The organism is Legionella brunensis, assembly GCF_001467025.1.
In the GTDB taxonomy this organism is placed as follows: domain Bacteria; phylum Pseudomonadota; class Gammaproteobacteria; order Legionellales; family Legionellaceae; genus Tatlockia; species Tatlockia brunensis.
In genome coordinates, this window is record NZ_LNXV01000033.1 from 442,940 (window position 1) to 461,272 (window position 18,333).

The following is an 18,333-nucleotide window of genomic DNA, read 5'->3' on the forward strand; positions in this document are numbered from 1 at the left end:
TTAATCCTTACGCATTTTATCAGACAAGGCTATTGGTGTCGGATACTTTAACACCACCAAATAAGAAGAAACGATAAATGTTAAGATCGTAGTCGCTTGTATTAAATTTGCCGCCACTTCAGAAATAAGCTTGGTGCTCAGAGCAATACTTGCCACTAAAAGAGAGAATTCACTTGCTTGCCCTAAACGTAACCCTACTTCGCGTGCTACCAGTTTCTTTTCCCCAGCCCGACTTAAAAGAATATTAAAGAGAAAAGGCTTAATAACGAGCATTAAGATTGCCAGGATACAAGCAGGAATGACCACTTGAGCTGCAAAGGCAAAATTAAAAGTAGCACCAATGGAAAAGAAAAACATCACTAAGAAAAAATCCCGCAAGGGCTTTAAACTTTCCGCAATATAGAGCGAAATAGGGCTTGAAGCTAATGCTACACCGGCCACGAATGCTCCAATATCCTCTGATAAACCTAGCTTTTGTGCAAGAAATGACATCCCTAAACACCAGCCAATGGACAAAAGAAAAACATATTCTTGAGTTCTGTCGAAACGTGCTAATAGCTTAACAAGAATATAGCGTTCTACAACAAATCCCAAAAGGGTTAAAGCAGGCAACGCAAGACCCACTAAAATCAGATCATTCCAGGAAAACCCGCCTCCCTGAGCACCATTAATCAATATTAATACGACTATAGCGATAACGTCTTGCAATAAAAGAATACTAATCATTACTTCACCAGTATGTTGATGATGTAAAATCGTTGTTGGCAATAATTTTAAGCCAATGATAGTACTTGAAAACATCATGGCCGCACCTAAAATCCAGGACTCAGTCACGCCCAAGCCAAACCATCGACCAATCAAATAAGCAATAATCGCCAGTAATCCAGAGCTTATAATTGCTATCCAGGTTATTTTTCGTAGCATGTGGACTAAGTTTTGAGGTTGAAGGTGTAAACCTAACAAGAAGAGCAGGAAGACAATACCAATATCTCCCACTTGCTGTACAACACTGACATCTGGCACAAGCTTTAAGCCCCACGGACCTAAGGCTGCACCAAGTAAAATATAGGCAACTAGCAAAGATTGTTTTGTATAAAGAACTAATGTTGAAAATATGGCCGCACCGGCAAAAATTAAAAATATGGTATAAAAAACTCCCTCAGTATGCATAAGCTAGTGCCCCACCTTAAAATAAGCAAAATTATATATCTATCCAAATCTTAAATAGAAATATAAAAGTTCCTAGAATACCACAGATTAGGTTATCCCCAATAAATTGGAAAGAAGATTCATTATAAATATGAACATCGAGTGGTAATTCTCAGAATAATCTGTTAAGAGCACCATAAATCTCAGAAAATTTTGACGGTAACAATGCCGTTAACTCCAAGGAATAGAGTAAGGAGTTTGGTGAAACCAAGCTAATAGCTATATTATTGATACTTCTAGTTTTAATATCATGTAACATATTTTTTACAGTAAAATTATCTGCGGTTGTAAATACCAATATAATTCTTGCAGGATTTTGCCTACCAAGATTAAATAATTCTGCGACAGTCTCGAGTGATGATACAAAGTCCACAACATGATCGTAGGATCTTAAAATATTTGCAATCATCAAACCATGAATAGAAGCTATTTTTTGCCCTCCTCCACTAGGTAAAAAGCCTACTACTAAATAGGGTTTCTTATGTGCTTTTTTCTTGCCCTGATAAAGATTTTGATAAAGCTTCATCTCAAGGAAATCTAACAAAAGTGATCGCTTAGCGCTGATACATGCCCTCCCCAACCAAACTTCATTTTCCAAATAATTAAAGAGCTGTGGATAGACAATATCTGCAAACTGTTCAGCTGAATACACTGAATGCAAAGCACTTAACTCTTGATGAAGCTGTTTTTGATCAAGATTTTCCAAAGCATTTACAATCCCTTGAAACGAAGATTGTAAACTCTCAACAGGAACTGCATGCCAAATCTTACCTCCACCTTCATAAAGCAATGGCTTAACTTTTGATATGGCATGTCCTTTACCCATTAAAAATAAAATTTGCTTGATCAAAATTACATCATCAGACGTGTAAAGACGATGCCCTTTCACTGTTCTTTTGGGCTGAATTAAACCGTAACGACGCTCCCAAGCACGTAAAGTAACTGGATTGACACCTGTTTCAGATGATATGTAACCAATTGGAAAATAATTCGTTGTGAAATCCATTTCATATTCCTTTGCCAATAGTAATTGGCCAGTTATTGAATACAGAATAGACAATTAGTAGTCAGGGTGATAATATTTTCAATTTTGCCTATTGTATAACTCATTGAGTTGTAATAATTATAGTTCAACCAAACAGACAGGAGTAGAAAAGTCGATGGACTCTAGCAGCACGCAACCGATGGCACCCAATGATTCCTCTTTTAAAACCTTTCTGCCATGGATTGTGTGGGGATTAGGTTGCCTGTTTTATTTCTATGAGTGTCTGCTTCAAGTATCTCCTAGTGTTATGAGTACTGAATTAATGCGTGACTTTGCAGTAACCAGCCAAACTCTAGGCATTTTATCGGGTATTTATTTCTATTCTTATGCAGCAATGCAGCTTCCTGGCGGCGTGTTGATGGATTATTTTGGTCCGCAACGTTTGTTAACCATCGCAACTACCATTTGCGCAATTAGTACGATTGCTTTTGGTCTTACCAATAACTTTTTCATGGCTTGTCTTGCACGCCTAATGATTGGCTTTGGTTCAGCTTTTGCCGCGGTAGGATCAATGAAACTAGCTGCGAACTGGTTTCCTGCCCAACGTTTTGCATTATTGACTGGTATGATGGTTACTATCGGTATGTTAGGAGCTATTGGCGGTGAAGCTCCTTTAGCTTTATTGATAGATGCCTATGGTTGGCGAAAAAGTATGATTATTATGGGCTCGGTAGGCATTATCCTGGCTATTTTAATCTTGACTATTGCCAAAGACTCTCCTAATAAAAAAGGACATCTGAATCATCATGCGGATGAAGAACCACTTTTAGCCAGCTTCCTGACTATCGTAAAAAATCGTCAACTATGGCTAGTGGCTACCTATGGTGGCTTGATGTATATGGCTACCCCAGTCTTTTGTGGCTTATGGGGTGTTCCTTTTTTAATGTTTAAAATGAATCTTGCAAAAGCTACTGCAGCAAATTATATCTCCCTCGTTTTTGTGGGTTGGGCAATAGCTAGCCCCTTGTGGGGAATTTTTTCAAACCGCATTGGGTTAAGAAAGCCTCCTATGTATATTGGCTGTATTGGCGCTCTAATAACAAGCTTGCTCTTTATTTATGCTAACATCGAATCTGGCTGGATTATGCAATTGTTATTATTTGCATTCGGTATTTTTTCTGCAGGGTTCCTGCCCGCCTTTGCTGTTGCAAAAGAGTTGTGTAGTAAACGTTATGTCGCGACGGGACTGAGCTTCATGAACATGATGAATATGGTGGGTATAGCCTTGGCTCAACCTATTATTGGTTTTATTCTCGATAGAATGTGGCAAGGTGAAATTGTTGATAAAGTGCGCGTTTATCCCTTAGAGGCCTATCATGTGGCACTGGCTTTATTACCAGCAGGCATGTTTATTTCTTTGTTAATTTTGCCTCGCGTTAAAGAGACTCATTGTCAATCAGTACAAGATAGTAAATAGCTTTAAAATAAATAAGATTAAAATTATGGCAAAAAAACTTTATATCAAAACCAATGGCTGTCAGATGAATGAATATGATTCATCTAAAATGGCGGAAGTTCTTCTCCAATCTCATGGTTTGGAAAAAACAGACAATGTTGAGGAAGCAGATGTTATTCTGTTGAATACATGCTCCATTCGCGAAAAAGCCCAGGAGAAAGTTTTCTCACAACTAGGGCAATGGCGCGAATATAAACAAAAGAACCCTCATGTCGTCATTGGGGTTGGCGGATGTGTTGCCAGTCAGGAAGGTGCTGATATCATCAAAAGAGCGCCTTTTGTTGATTTAGTTTTCGGCCCTCAAACGCTCCATCGCTTACCCACCCTACTTAACGAGCGTTTAAGCACTAAAAAAGCAGTTGTTGACATTAGCTTTCCAGAGATTGAAAAATTTGATCATCTTCCTGCGCCTCGTGCTGAGGGACCTGTTGCTTTTGTTTCTATTATGGAAGGTTGCAGCAAATATTGTAGTTATTGTGTTGTTCCTTATACTCGCGGTGAGGAAATTAGCCGACCTTTTGATGATGTTTTAGCAGAGTGCTACCAGCTTGCTGCCCAAGGTGTGCGAGAAATCAATCTCTTAGGACAAAACGTCAATGATTATCGCGGTGCAATGAATAATGGTGATGTGGCTGATTTAGCGTTGCTAATTCATTACCTTGCAGCTATTGATGGAATTGGTCGCATTCGTTTTACAACCTCACATCCCTTGGCCTTCTCTGATAATTTAATCAATGCCTATGCAGAAGTGCCGGAATTAGCCAACCATTTACATCTTCCTGTACAAAGTGGTTCCGATAAAATTCTTAGCATGATGAAGCGTGGTTACACCGCAATGGAGTTTAAATCGAAAATCCGTAAATTGCGTAAAATACGCCCCGACATTCGTCTGTCTACCGACATTATCGTAGGATTTCCAGGCGAAACAGATGAAGACTTTCAAGCAACAATGGATTTAGTCCATGACATTGGTTTTGATACTTCCTTTAGTTTTATCTACAGCCCGCGTCCTGGTACACCGGCCGCCAATCTAGCTGACGAAACTCCTATGGACGTAAAAAAGCAAAGACTACAAATATTGCAAAACCGCCTGCTCTTACAAGCATCTCGTTACAGTCAATCGATGGTTGGGAGTATACAGCGTATTCTTGTTACGGGTAAATCTAAAAAAAATTCGCAACAACTGGCCGGACGAACTGAGTGCAATCGAGTCGTGAATTTTGATGGTCCTGCATCTCTGATAGGCCAATTTGTTGACGTTCTTATTGGCGAAGCCCTGCCAAACTCTTTGCGTGGCAGATTAACTGATGAGTTTATAACTGCATGAGTGAGCCCATTGCCAAGCATATTATTATTCCTCGAGAATATCATGGACAACGAATTGATACAGTGCTTGCTCAATTGTTCCCTGATTATTCGCGTTCGCAGTTCAGTCATTGGCTAAAGCAAGGAGCAATCACGCTTAATCATCGAGTCTGTAAACCTAAAGACAAAGTACTTGATGGCGATGAAATCAATATCGAAATTGATTTCGCTGCGCCCACTGACAGTATGGTTTCTCTTCCCGAAGCTATCCCTCTGAATATTATCTATGAAGATGAACATCTACTGGTTATAGATAAGCCAGCAGGGCTAGTAGTGCACCCAGGAGCAGGCAATCGTGAGCACACTCTTGTGAATGCGCTGCTGCACCATTCACCGCAGTTGGCAAGTTTACCTCGAGCAGGGATCGTACATCGATTAGATAAAGATACAACAGGGTTACTTGTCATAGCCAAAACCCTAGCCAGTCATACTAATCTCATAAGACAAATGCAAGCTCGTGAAATACATCGCTGCTACATCACTCTAGTACAAGGTCACTTGATTTCAGGAGGTGAAATAGACACCTTCTATAGCAGACACCCTAGGAATCGTTTAAAGATGGCCGTCTGCGCTCAAGGGCGGGAAGCAATTACCCTTTATTCTATTCGTAAGCATTATCAAGATTATACCTTATTAGATGTGCAACTCTTAACAGGACGTACTCATCAAATCCGTGTCCACATGGCTTATATTAATCACCCCGTTGTCGGTGATCAGTTATATGGAGGGAGAATGCGCCTCCCGGCTCAAGCCACAGAGGAGTTAAGAGAAATTTTGAGACAATTTCACCGACAAGCACTACATGCATCCAGCTTGTCATTTATACACCCTGAAACCGACGAAGAATTGACATTCGAAGCCCCTTTGCCGGATGATTTTCAGCATCTTCTTCAATCATTGGATAATCATTTTGACTAAACTCTACGCTAACTGGCCAGCCCCTTCAAATGTTTCCGGATTGACAACTTTACGACATTCTGGATTTAGTAAGCCGCCGTTTGATAAGAATAATCTAGCCTTACACGTTGGTGATGACAGTGGTGATGTACTTCTAAATCGCCAACAGCTAAAAACTGAATTGGAACTGACTAAAGAGCCAGCCTGGCTAGAACAAATCCATAGTACCCTCTGTGTTCTAGTAGAAGAGGAGGCTAATCGAACTGCTGATGCCGCTATTACAAGGACCCCAAGACAGCCTTTGGCCATTTTAACAGCAGATTGCTTGCCTATCTTACTTTGTAATCAAGAGGGCAATGAAATTGCTGCTATTCATGCCGGCTGGCGAGGCTTAGTAAATGGCATTGTGGAGAATACTCTAAATAAAATGCAAAGTCCTCCTACACAACTGATGGCTTGGATTGGTCCTGCTATCTGCCAATCTTGCTTTGAGGTGGGCGAAGAAGTCTTGCAAGCCTATGAAAATCGTTATCCTTTGTCATCGAAAGATTTTTACCGTAAAGGTGAGAAATGGCATGGTAATTTACCCAAACTTGCTGAGCACATCCTCAATAATTCGGGCATATCGGCCGTTTTTCAATCAAATGTCTGCACATTTGAACAAAATAATGACTTCTATTCCTATCGAAGAACGTCACAAACAGGTAGAATGGCAACACTTATTTGGTTTAATGAAAAAAATCGGAATCAATGACATGACTAGTAAAATTCGTTTAGTGATAATAACCATGCTTTTTGCGTTCTGCTCTTTTGTAGCAACAGCAGAGGAGGCAAAACCTTTAGCCACATGGGCCCCTATTCTTAAAAGTACAATGCCAGCCATTGTTAACGTTGCAGTACAAGGTTACCTACCTAGTAATAGTGGCAATGAAGAAGATGAAGAAGCCAATCAAGAAGCACCAGCTCCTTCGCAACAACTTCCCGAAAAGCCCAAAAAGTTTCAAAGTATTGGTTCAGGTGTTATTGTTGACCCACAAAATGGTGTCATAATTACCAATGATCATGTGATCCGTAACGCTTCATTAATTACTGTGACCTTAAATGATGGGCGTCGCTTAAAGGCCAAGCTTATAGGTGGCGACAGTGAGACTGATATTGCCGTATTAAAAGTTGATGCAAAAAATCTTAAAAGCTTACCTATTGGTAATTCCGACAATGTTGAAGTTGGTGATTTTGTTGTGGCAATTGGTAACCCTTTTGGTTTAAATAGTTTTGGCAATAGTCAAACTGCTACGTTTGGCATTATTAGTGCCACAAAACGTAGCGACTTAAATATTGAAGGGGTAGAAAATTTTATCCAAACTGATGCAGCCATTAACCCAGGAAATTCAGGTGGCGCTTTAGTAAATGCAAAAGGAGAATTAATAGGAATTAACACAGCCATTATTTCCCCTTACGGTGGTAACGTCGGTATTGGCTTTGCTATCCCAATTAACATGGCAAAGGACGTTGCTCAACAACTGATTAAGTTTGGTTCTATTCACCGTGGACTGATGGGAATTTTCGTACAACACCTTACTCCTGAATTAGCACAAGCAATGGGCTATCCAGAAGATTTTCAAGGAGCAATTATTGCCCAGGTGAATCAAGACTCTCCAGCAGAAAAAGCAGGTTTAAAGCCTGGTGATATCATTACTAAAATTAATGATACTAAAATTACTCAGGCAACACAGGTCAAATCAACAATTGGTTTATTGCGAGTTGGCAGTGAAGCAAAATTAACAATCTTACGGGATGGCAAGGAAATGTCCCTCAGTGCCGTTGTTACAGACATTAAAAAGCATGAACAGAAACTGCAAGCTAACAATCCGTTCTTATATGGTCTTGCGATTAAAAACTTTGAGCAAGACTCCCCCATGCATGGCCATGTTGTTGGCGTTCAAGTTGCTGGTGCTTCTGAAAACAGTGCTGGTTGGCGCGCAGGATTAAGACCAGGTGATATTATTATCTCAGCAAACAAGCAACCAACACCTAACGTAAGAGCATTACAAACTATTGCTCAACAGCAAAATAAACAATTGCTGCTTCAAGTTTTACGCGGACCAGGCGCTCTGTATTTATTGGTAGTCTAATACCTCCTATTGATTGCTCTTTCTTAATAAACTTAGGAAGGAGCAATTATCATCCAAGAACGTTTCCTTAGCTCTTCAGTTTAAAATATTTTATCGTCTTGCTCCGAGATACTACCCGCAAATTGGCAGTAAAACTCCAGTAATTACATTTACCTGATCCATCTAGTAATAAAAATATCTACTTGAAATCTTGTTTCCATGGTGGTGACAATATTTCATAGAGCATTTTTTACTAATTCCAAGAAGAAAATCTTAAAATATTAAATTTCAGTATTGACATCAAACGCTTAAAGAGACAAAATCACGACCTCTTGTGGCTATGTAGCTCAGCCGGTTAGAGCGCGGCACTCATAATGCTGAGGTCGGTGGTTCGAGTCCACCCATAGCCACCATTAAATCAATAAGTCACGATAATACCCATTCTAGCTCCAAGTGCGACAATCATTTTTAAACTGCTGTATAAACAGTTCCTTGGGTGTTTTATAGCCGATCATCGGTTCATTTTATCAGCTATAAAATCAAAAAGTTCTTTTTTGTTACCAAGTTAATTTTAGACTTGTAGCTGGTTGGCGCCTGGCGGCAACGAGGAAGCTGATATCTTCTTTTTGTTATGTCACAATCAATAAAAACCGATTGTCGCCCTGCGCCAACCAGGCTACGTATATGGACTCATCCGTTTTTGCAAGTAACTAGCTGGTGAATAGATAACTCTATATACGTAAGCAGGGATCCAGAAGTCTATTCAAGATTAGGAAATGGAGCATCACAATCATATCGAGCATCATGAGCCAAAAAGGTCTTGCAACTTTGATTGATGGTGTACCGAGTTGTTGTTGCTCCAGGAACTGAAGGATTGGTTTGGGAATACATTTGCCAAATAATCACTCCATCACTGTCCTTTTGCTGTTGTAGGATTTGATTCACCAGATTGTCAGTCAACTGCAGTTGTCCACCAAGATTTTTAGGATACGCAGGTTGATTGACCTCAAATCCGAATTGAATTTTAGTAGGAATATGATATTTAGCCGGATAAAAATCCACTTTTCCAACGGTCGATATAGATAATTTCGCCTCAGACTCATCACTGGCTTTTAACCAAGTTAAGTAATCACTCATGTAAGCACGAACTTGCCCTGGTAAATCTAAAGGGCCACCACCGTAGGGAGCACAAATTGCCGCATCATCACCACAAAGATCATAGGTCATTAAGCCCAAACTATCAAAACGGTGAACCAACTCTTTGTCTTTAGCGGTTAAACTATACCATAGACCTTTTAGATTTCCCTTCCACCAAAGACCTCCTTTGGTATAAATATCTTCTTTATTATCACCATAAACAAAACTGTTAATTGGACGAGCACCTACCGGTGGCGCAGCGCTTGCAAAGTGTAAATTAGCAGCTGCAGGATTATCTGTCATTAAATGCAAAATAGCAGCAACTTTATCCACTGTCTTGGGCATCACATAAGTTGATCCGGTCCCTGTTGCTAGTTTCATGAGATTATCATAGCTTGGGCCTCCCGCTTTAATGATTTGATTCGCCAATTCTGTGGCCCAAGGTTGTCCGGCCCAGCTTGTTGCATAAGCATCTGCATGCCAAAATTCTTCATAATCAAAATCAATGCCCTCCATGCCCAAATCGTGAGCCAGAGTGATTAAATTTTTATAAGATGCTTGAGCTAAATCAGCTTCAATCGGATCCGTAGGATCAGGGAAGTAATCATAATTCATTCCTGGGGCACCGCAATTATGTTCATATACCGAATAATTACAGCTGTAATTCCAACCGCCAACGGATAAAAAGGGCTCAATGGCTTTGTTTTTTGACAACTGAACTGCTGTTTTTAACTGATTAAAAGCTTCAGCGCCTTTGCCATCTCCCTGATCAAAATAACCCAAAATTCCTGTATTGGCTAAATTTCCTTGTTCATAATAGGGTAATGTGGGCCTAACAAAGGAGAAAACAACCCGATTAAAATTCGCTTTTTTCACTCGGTTTAAGTCATTGACATAGCGTTGTAACTGCTTTGGGGTATCAATTAACAAATAAACAGTGACTATTTTTTGAGCGTAAACAGGTAAGCTGATTCCTGTCAGAAGTAAATACCCCAAGAGAGGCACTAAAAATTTGATGGTGCTCTTTAATCGGATCATCGTACTAATCCTCAAATAAAAGGTTTGAACTGATAATTATATTGGTTTCTAATTCGGGTTACCCACTGTCATTTTTAACAGGTGGTTCGAGCTAACAGATTTGACAAATAAAAAATTAAAATCTAGGATACTGCTGTTTGTTAGATGGCGCGGGGTGTCGGAAATACCGGCTGAGAGTTACCCGTTGAACTTGAACTGAATCATATCAGCGTAAGGACGCCTTCAAAAAATCCATACCATTTTTACATATGGTAAGGTTCACTTTTGCCATCTCCAATATTATCCACATATTAATATAAGGAGTTATGGTTATGTCATTGCTGAAATCAAGAGTTACTCTATTACTCAATTGGTACACGAATCCTTATCACACTCCTATTCTCGTAGCACAGCAATTAGGATTCTATTTGCAAGAAAACATTAAGCTCGCCATTTTAGAACCAAACGATCCGAGCGATGTCACTGAATTGGTTGGATTGGGTACAGTAGACTTTGGTGTAAAAGCCATGATTCATACCGTTGCAGCGAAAGCTAAAGGCTATCCTGTCACATCAATTGGTACGCTACTTGATGAGCCCCCAACAGGATTGATTGCATTAAAATCCAGTGGAATAAATTCGTTTCATGATATTGTTGGCAAACGAGTAGGTTATATTGGCGAATTTGGTAAAAAAATTATCGATGATTTGGCAAAACTTGCAGGTATTGATCCAAGCAGCTACCAAACGATCCGTATCGGAATGAATGTCACGGATGCGATTTGCCGGGATGTTATTGATACTGGTATTGGCTTCATTAATTTTCAACAAGTTGAACTAGAGTATTTACGAGGTGAAACAGTATTTTTGCGCATCGATCAATTAGCAGGCCTTGGGTGTTGTTGTTTTTGCTCGGTTCAATTTATTGTGCCCGAACAAACATTACAACAGCCCGAATTGGTTCAAGGCTTCCTCAAAGCAACTCAACGAGGGGCTGCATTCACAACAGAAAATCCAGAGGAAGCCTATGAGTTATTGTGTCAAGCTAAGCCACAGCTGCGTACTCCTATGTATCAGAAGATTTTTATGCGCACTTTACCATTTTTCTCACGTACATTACTTAACGTAGAAAGAGATTGGGATAAAGTGGGCCGCTATACTAAACACTTAAATATTATTGATGAAACCTTTGACATATCTCAGTGTTTTACCAACACTTTTTTACCGGAAACGCCTTACTCTGATTTAAAACCAATCGCTTGCTGCCTTGAAAGCTAATCATGCATGCAGGTATTGTAGGAATGGGTGTTATGGGACGCCTGCTGGCACTAGCATTGCACAATGCCAACTGGCAGGTGACTCTTTTTGATCATAATAATGGGGATGCCGGCTGTAGTCTGGCCGCTGCAGGATTATTAACCCCATTCTCTGAATTAGACAGAGCAAGCTTGCTGGTTTTTCATTTAGGCCAAGAATCTATTTGTACAAGCTGGCCACGCATTCTTGAACAATTATCCTCGCCAATTTATTTTCAAAAATCCGGGAGCATAGTACTTAATCATCCTAGTGATAAAGCTGAGTGGAATCATTTTAATCAACGCATATCAACCCAATTAGCTCAGAATGACTCCTATTTTCGACAGCTAACGAATGATGCATTAACCCAACTTGAACCTGATCTTTCAAGATTCGAAACCGCTTACTATTTCCCGGATGAAGCACATATTGATTGTCAATCATTCATGTTTTCTCTCAAAACATATCTGGAAAATAAATGTGTAAAGTTCTTCGCAAATACAGCCGTGTTATCGATTGAACCAGGGCTTATTGTCACTGAATCAGAATCACATGAATTTGATATGGTTTTTGATTGCCGGGGATTAGGAGCCAACTCTATTTTTAATGATTTGCGTGCTCTACGTGGTGAATTAATTTGGCTGTATGCCCCTGATGTTCACTTACATCGCCCTATTCGCCTCTTGCACCCACGTTATAGTTTGTACATAGTACCAAGACCAGACAATATTTATCTCATTGGTGCTAGCGAAATTGAGGCAGAAGATTATAGCCCTATCTCGGTTCGTACTACCTTAGAATTATTAACAGCAGCTTACTATGTCCATGCTGGTTTTTCTGAGGCACGTATCATAAAGACAGTTGTACATTGCCGCCCCACACTCTTAAATCATTTGCCACGTATTAAATTCGCAGATGGGCTCATAGCTGTAAATGGGCTTTATCGTCATGGCTATTTAATTGCTCCAGCTTTAGCTGAAGAAATTTTGCGTAGTCTTAAAACTGATCATCAAAACCTTTGTTATCCTGAAATTTGGGAGAATTATTATGGCTAGCATCTATCTTAATGATGAAATTTATCAAATTGAACCCGCACAATCTTTGCATGATCTTTTAATGCAAAACAATCACATCGGGCAACATTTTGCTGTCGCAATAAACAATCAATTTATCCCGCGCACGGCCTATAGTACAACCACATTATATCCAGGCGATCGCATAGATATCATTGTGCCAATGCAAGGAGGCTAAGCATGTGGAATTTAGCCGGAAAAATGTTAAAAAGCCGCTTATTGCTAGGCACAGCATGTTTCCCCACATTAGAAGTTATGGAGAATGCTATTCGTGCTTCTGGGGTAGAAGTAATTACTTTATCCATAAAACGTCAAGCGCCGCTAGGTGTGGGGGGCGAGACCTTTTGGAACGCAGTAAAAAATTTAAACTGCCATCTTTTGCCAAATACTGCGGGTTGTCGTGATGCAAAAAATGCCATCAGCACTGCAATGATCTCCAGGGAATTATTTGATACTTCATGGGTAAAATTAGAAGTGATAGGCGATGATTACAATCTTCAGCCCGACCCATTTGAGTTAATCAAAGCTGCCAAAATTTTAGTTGATGAAGGATTTGACGTTTTCCCTTATTGCACGGACGATCTGGTTGTATGCCAAAAATTGGTCGATATCGGTTGCAATATTTTAATGCCTTGGGCAGCACCTATTGGTTCAGGCAAGGGCTTAGTCAATCCTTATGCTTTAGAAACATTGCGCCAGCGATTACCTGAAACGACATTAATTGTTGATGCAGGCATCGGTAAGCCTTCTCATGCAGTCCAAGTGATGGAGTTGGGATTTGACGGGCTATTATTGAATACAGCAGTTGCCCTTGCAAATTTTCCTATCGCCATGGCAACTGCATTTCGTCATGCGGTTATCGCAGGTTATGACGCATTTCAGGCAGGAATGATGTCTGAACGACGCATGGCACACCCAAGCACTCCATTAATTGATACCCCATTTTGGCATCAGGATAATGATGTATGAAAAAACCCATTATTTGGTCAATTGCAGGTGTTGATCCTTCAGGACTTGCTGGAACGCAAGTTGATCTAGAAACGTTTAAAAATTTTAATGTAGATTCATGCTCTATCATTACTGCGGTTACTGCACAAAATGCGTGTGCGGTCACCGCGATTGAATCAATATCTAGTGATCATGTTGCAGCACAATGTGAGGCTTTACAACAAGCTTTTAAACCCAAGGCCATCAAAATTGGTATGCTTGGAACGCTATCTACTCATGAGAAAATAGCACATTTTTTGGCAAATTATTCCGGGTTTGTTGTCCTAGATCCAGTACTCGCATCATCCTCAGGAACTGCATTAATTTTTTCGAATGTAAAGCAACACCTAGAAAGTCTAGTGAAGTTATTTCCGTATGTAGACATTGTGACACCTAATCTGATTGAAGCAGAAAAAATATTAAATCGTTCACTCACTTCTTATCAAGATATTCAAGAAGGCGCTCACACTCTATTATCTTTGGGTGCCAAAAGTGTTTTACTTAAAGGAGGCCATGCAAAAGACTCCTTGTTTAGTCAGGATTATTGGACGAACGGTCAAGAGTCGTTTTGGCTTGCGAATCAACGATTACCTAATAAAAATTACCGTGGAACGGGATGTACTCTATCTTCAGCCATTGCCGCTTGCCTTGCATTAGGTTACTCAATAAAAGACGCAATTGTTATTGCAAAAATGTATGTAAACCGAGGGATCCGTAAAGCATTGGATATCGACCGACATACAGCGAAACTGTTTCACGGAGCTTGGCCAGAAGATGAAATTGACCTTCCCTATCTTTCACCAAAACCTTTATTGAAATTACCAGAGCCATTCAAGCATTGCCAGATAGGTTTATATCCCGTGGTTGATAGCAGTCGTTGGTTAGAAAAACTATTACCGCATGGAGTAAAGTGTATTCAATTAAGGATAAAAAATATGCCTAAAAATCACTTGGAAGAAGAGATCAAGCAGAGCATTCTTTGGGCAAAAAAATACAATGCCACATTGTTTATTAATGATTATTGGGATCTTGCTATTCGTTTTGGGGCTAAAGGAGTGCATCTTGGTCAGGAAGATTTGTATGAAGCGGATATCGATAAAATTCATCAGTCAGGATTATGTTTAGGCGTAAGTACGCATTGCTATTATGAAGTAGCTACTGCACATGCTATCAATCCCTCCTATATTGCTTGCGGCCCAATTTATCCTACAACCAGCAAAATTATGTCTTTTTCGCCACAAGGAATTGAGCAACTTCAACGTTGGCGGAGAACGCTTCATTATCCATTAGTTGCCATCGGTGGGATAAATTTAGAACGGCTACCCGAAGTTTGTAAATCCGGTGTTGACGGCGTTTCACTCATATCAGCCATTACAAAAGCAACCAATTCTGACACTACAGCCCAACAATTTTTAACCCAAATAAAAGAGCTATGCGATGATTGACCACTCTCTTTCTGCAGATGAATTAGTTCGCTATTCTCAGCAAATCAAATTGCCTGACATTGGCTTATCAGGTCAAGAAAAACTTAGAAATGCTCGTGTATTATGTATAGGACTTGGTGGGCTAGGTTCACCCTTATTACTTTATTTAGCCGCAGCCGGTGTGGGTAGGCTAGGCATAGTAGATGATGATCTTGTTGAGTTAAGTAATTTACAAAGACAAATACTTTATCGTCAGCCACAAGTAGGACTTCAAAAATCAGCTGCTGCCACAGCACAACTTTTAGCTCTTAATCCATCAATTCACGTGGACTCTTATTCAGAAAGACTCACAGAAGAAAATGCCAGTAAATTAATTAGTCAATATGACATTGTTGCTGATGGGTCTGATAATTTTTACACACGCTACTTAATTCATGATACTTGCTTTGAATTAGAAAAACCCTATGTATATGCCAGTGCATCCCAATTCCAAGGAAGTTGTTCAATATTTTACAGCAGCAAAGGACCTTGTCTTCGTTGTTTATTCCCAGAACCACCAGATAATAACATTATTCCCAACTGTGCTGCAGGTGGGGTAATCGGGGTTTTACCAGGCATACTTGGTACTATTCAAGCATCAGAGATTATTAAATGGATATTAAAGATAGGTAATTCATTAGAAAAACGTTTGCTTATTATCGATCTATTAAAAATGACATTTAAAGAAATTCATCTGTACCAGAACCCTGATTGTAAATTATGTGTACATCGTCAACCTTTAAGCAAGCTTGTACGTCCTTTGAATTGCCAGTCCCCTGTGAATTTAAAAAACTACTCCATAACACCAGAGCATCTACTCGAGCTTTTACAACAAAATAGTAGTATCACTCTAATTGATGTGCGCTCAACTAAAGAACATGAGGCTCATAATATAGGGGGGAAAATACTTCCATTAACAGAACTGCCTCATCGACTAAGCGAATTAGATCCAAATCAAAACATCATTTTATACTGTCACTCTGGAAACAGAAGTATATCGGCCTTGAATATACTTCTTAAGGCGGGTTTCACTTCTGTTAAGTATTTAATAAATGGTATAGATAAAATTATTATTTAAACTGAAACAATAATGACTCTGTCTCTGCTTTTTATAATTCATTGGTGTAACTCATTAAATCCTTTATACCGATGCACAACTCATGGCAAGCAAAGCAAACCACTACTCTCCTTTTCTGCATTGACTCTTTCTTTTGAGGAAGAGTATTTTTGTAAAGCAAACCATCTTTGACACTCGGTGCGAATTACTTTAGTCACTAAATCAGCTTCAGCGAACAAATCAAACAATTTTGGATAATAACCCCTCGGTGTCTTGGACATACGAAGTAAGAGCGCTTGAGCTTTCTCATCGTTATCCTTATAGCTACTAAAAAGGTAACTATGTTTGATCCTGGGTGCTAAAGGATGTTGTGATTCCATCAGTTCCAAAACTTGCTTTGTTCGAATTAGGACTTCAGCGCCAGGGTTTTCAAAAAAAGCTAAGCGAGGGGAAGCGACAAGATGTCTATTTTCATCTGCCTGCGGTTTTTGAAACGTGATATTAAAAAGACTATAACTTACCTCCTCTTTCCATGGAAAACTACTGGGAACTTTATTTAAAAACCTCCATGCTTTTTTTAGATTAAAATATCTGTCAATCCCCCAAAGTTCACCACAATAAATTTTACCCAATAAATAATGGCAGAAAGGATGATTTATCCTTTCCATTTCTTGCAGAAAAACACCTGTTTTTTGAGGCTTAGATAACTCTAATATGGGAGCTGAAGGATTCGACCGTAGAAGAGCGGAAAATACAGTTTGATTTAATAGGCCTGCATTAAAAAGAACTTTAACAATATCTAACAATTTAGGTTTTTCTAAAACCTCTCGAGCATCTTCAAGAGAAGAAATGCCGCTTTTGTTTAATAAAATAAGTAAATCAACTATTTCGTGGGTTGAACTAAAGTCATGTGAAAATATCAATAAGATACCTTTCTTATTAGTTATACCTTCCTTTTCTAACTTTCGCAGTGCTAAGGCTACATTTGGGATATTATGCGGCTCCTTATAAACTTTGTTTAAATAACTTTCAAACCCATTCTTAGCCTCGGAAGGACCTCGATCCGGTTGATTTCTAATGGCAAGATAATTGGATAAAGTAATGAAAATATCAGTTGTATCCTGAGCATATTTTGGAAAATTAAGCAAAGTAGTAACTAATGGTTGGTAACAACTATTTTTTCTTTTTAATAAGCCAAACTCTCGCAATTTTTTCAGTTGGATTAATAAATCTGGAGCGTGATGACAATGCAAAAAGAAAGAGGTCAGTTGGGTGTCTGGTGTTATATATTGACTAACTAGAGCAAGCGCATCCATAGCACTATCCCAATATATAACATTTTTTATCATATAAGCTTTTGTCTTTTCATCTTTAAAAAAATGAGAGGAATCTTGTAAAATTTCAAAAATTTGCCGACTATAAATAGGGTTATCAAATATTAAATTGATATCACCTAAACTTAGATCGTTAATATCTAAGTCATTCATTTTTTGAAATGATTCACTATTTAATAAAATACTTAATTGCTTCTGATTTGGAATAAATTTTTTTAGCTTGTACCAGCGTGAAAGCAACTGAAAAATAGCAATACTGTTTGGCTGATGGATAACAGCAATGAAATAATGGAGAAATTGCTTCCAATCAACAATATCCCTTATGCTGTTCAAAATAGATGATGACTGATAGGAATAAGTACATGAAGCCTTAAAGATTTCTGCATTTAATTTTCTTTTATTATCAAAAAATAATAACAGCGTGTATAAAGAACTTATCCATGGCAATACCGCACAAAGTGAATCTATTGTCTCTGCATTAAGCAGTTTATTTTTTTCCATTATAGGAATTATTTTCCTCATAGATACATCTACATCTACGATTTTCTTTTTGTATAGGGCATTAAATACTGATGCATTTAAGATTTTTCGACTATGCAAATAAGTCATTAAAGTAAAATTTTCTTGAGGAAATTTATTATTTAACTCTTTAAACAGCTCACCTATTCGCTGTTCCTTTTCATTGATTGGACAGTCTGCGATTATTTGAAAAAGTAAAAGCATCTCTTGCGGCGCTAAGTCTCTATTTTCCAGATGATAAAATTTCATAGAAAATTCTTTTAACATCAGGAAATGCGGATCACGCTTAATGTCTCTTTCCCAAAACCACACGGAGCGATTGAAGTTATCAATAGCTAATATTAGATCTTTTATTTCCACTATCTCTC

At 38.9% G+C, this 18,333-nt stretch carries 15 protein-coding genes, 1 tRNA gene and 1 riboswitch; of the genes, 12 read left to right on the plus strand and 4 right to left on the minus strand.

What is annotated here, in order from left to right:
* Nucleotides 1-1,170, minus strand: coding sequence for a cation:proton antiporter (locus Lbru_RS13275; protein ID WP_058442607.1), 1,170 nt, complete (start codon nucleotides 1,168-1,170; stop codon nucleotides 1-3).
* Nucleotides 1,171-1,321: 151 nt separating this feature from the next.
* Nucleotides 1,322-2,215, minus strand: a complete 894-nt coding sequence (locus Lbru_RS13280; protein ID WP_058442608.1) for a MerR family transcriptional regulator — start codon at nucleotides 2,213-2,215, stop codon at nucleotides 1,322-1,324.
* A 154-nt stretch (nucleotides 2,216-2,369) separates the two neighbouring features.
* Between Lbru_RS13280 and Lbru_RS13285 the strand changes: the two genes are divergently transcribed.
* From Lbru_RS13285 to Lbru_RS13310, 6 genes are all read left to right on the plus strand, one after another.
* Nucleotides 2,370-3,671, plus strand: a complete 1,302-nt coding sequence (locus Lbru_RS13285; RefSeq protein ID WP_058442609.1) for an MFS transporter — start codon at nucleotides 2,370-2,372, stop codon at nucleotides 3,669-3,671.
* A gap of 25 nt (nucleotides 3,672-3,696) precedes the next feature.
* Nucleotides 3,697-5,037: a tRNA (N6-isopentenyl adenosine(37)-C2)-methylthiotransferase MiaB gene (miaB, locus tag Lbru_RS13290; RefSeq protein WP_058442610.1), complete on the plus strand. Its 1,341-nt coding sequence runs from the start codon at nucleotides 3,697-3,699 to the stop codon at nucleotides 5,035-5,037.
* Nucleotides 5,034-5,993 (plus strand): 23S rRNA pseudouridine(1911/1915/1917) synthase RluD, encoded by a 960-nt coding sequence (rluD, locus tag Lbru_RS13295; protein WP_058442611.1) that lies wholly within the window; start codon nucleotides 5,034-5,036, stop codon nucleotides 5,991-5,993. The genes miaB and rluD overlap by 4 nt, the downstream gene beginning before the upstream one ends.
* Nucleotides 5,986-6,726, plus strand: a complete 741-nt coding sequence (pgeF, locus tag Lbru_RS13300) for a peptidoglycan editing factor PgeF (RefSeq protein WP_193786924.1) — start codon at nucleotides 5,986-5,988, stop codon at nucleotides 6,724-6,726. The genes rluD and pgeF overlap by 8 nt, the downstream gene beginning before the upstream one ends.
* A gap of 1 nt (nucleotide 6,727) precedes the next feature.
* Nucleotides 6,728-8,104, plus strand: coding sequence for a Do family serine endopeptidase (locus tag Lbru_RS13305; RefSeq protein WP_058442681.1), 1,377 nt, complete (start codon nucleotides 6,728-6,730; stop codon nucleotides 8,102-8,104).
* Nucleotides 8,105-8,419: 315 nt separating this feature from the next.
* Nucleotides 8,420-8,496: transfer RNA gene (locus tag Lbru_RS13310), tRNA-Met, on the plus strand.
* 346 nt (nucleotides 8,497-8,842) lie between these two features.
* On the opposite strand, the gene Lbru_RS13315 is transcribed toward Lbru_RS13310, so the two are convergent.
* Complete coding sequence (locus Lbru_RS13315; RefSeq protein WP_058442613.1) at nucleotides 8,843-10,258, minus strand: glycosyl hydrolase family 18 protein; 1,416 nt, start codon at nucleotides 10,256-10,258, stop codon at nucleotides 8,843-8,845.
* 140 nt (nucleotides 10,259-10,398) lie between these two features.
* A riboswitch (TPP riboswitch) is annotated at nucleotides 10,399-10,492 on the plus strand.
* 77 nt (nucleotides 10,493-10,569) lie between these two features.
* Between Lbru_RS13315 and Lbru_RS13320 the strand changes: the two genes are divergently transcribed.
* The 6 genes from Lbru_RS13320 to moeB are packed head-to-tail and all read left to right on the plus strand — an operon-like array spanning nucleotide 10,570 to nucleotide 16,133.
* The gene (locus Lbru_RS13320) at nucleotides 10,570-11,514 is read left to right on the plus strand and encodes an ABC transporter substrate-binding protein (protein WP_058442614.1); all 945 of its coding nucleotides are present in this window, start codon (nucleotides 10,570-10,572) and stop codon (nucleotides 11,512-11,514) included.
* Between the two features lie 2 nt (nucleotides 11,515-11,516).
* Complete coding sequence (locus Lbru_RS13325; protein WP_083500923.1) at nucleotides 11,517-12,587, plus strand: FAD-dependent oxidoreductase; 1,071 nt, start codon at nucleotides 11,517-11,519, stop codon at nucleotides 12,585-12,587.
* Nucleotides 12,580-12,783, plus strand: a complete 204-nt coding sequence (gene thiS / locus Lbru_RS13330; protein ID WP_058442616.1) for a sulfur carrier protein ThiS — start codon at nucleotides 12,580-12,582, stop codon at nucleotides 12,781-12,783. Before Lbru_RS13325 ends, thiS begins: the two co-directional genes overlap by 8 nt.
* Nucleotides 12,784-12,785: 2 nt before the next feature.
* Nucleotides 12,786-13,574, plus strand: a complete 789-nt coding sequence (locus tag Lbru_RS13335) for a thiazole synthase (RefSeq protein ID WP_058442617.1) — start codon at nucleotides 12,786-12,788, stop codon at nucleotides 13,572-13,574.
* Nucleotides 13,571-15,037, plus strand: a complete 1,467-nt coding sequence (gene thiE / locus Lbru_RS13340) for a thiamine phosphate synthase (protein WP_058442618.1) — start codon at nucleotides 13,571-13,573, stop codon at nucleotides 15,035-15,037. Before Lbru_RS13335 ends, thiE begins: the two co-directional genes overlap by 4 nt.
* Entirely contained in the window at nucleotides 15,030-16,133 is a 1,104-nt protein-coding gene (gene moeB / locus Lbru_RS13345) for a molybdopterin-synthase adenylyltransferase MoeB (protein ID WP_058442619.1), read from the plus strand. The genes thiE and moeB overlap by 8 nt, the downstream gene beginning before the upstream one ends.
* An 80-nt stretch (nucleotides 16,134-16,213) precedes the next feature.
* Here the strand turns inward: moeB and Lbru_RS13350 are convergent, their stop codons facing one another.
* The gene (locus tag Lbru_RS13350; RefSeq protein ID WP_058442620.1) at nucleotides 16,214-18,325 is read right to left on the minus strand and encodes a hypothetical protein; all 2,112 of its coding nucleotides are present in this window, start codon (nucleotides 18,323-18,325) and stop codon (nucleotides 16,214-16,216) included.
* Nucleotides 18,326-18,333: the final 8 nt, after the last annotated feature.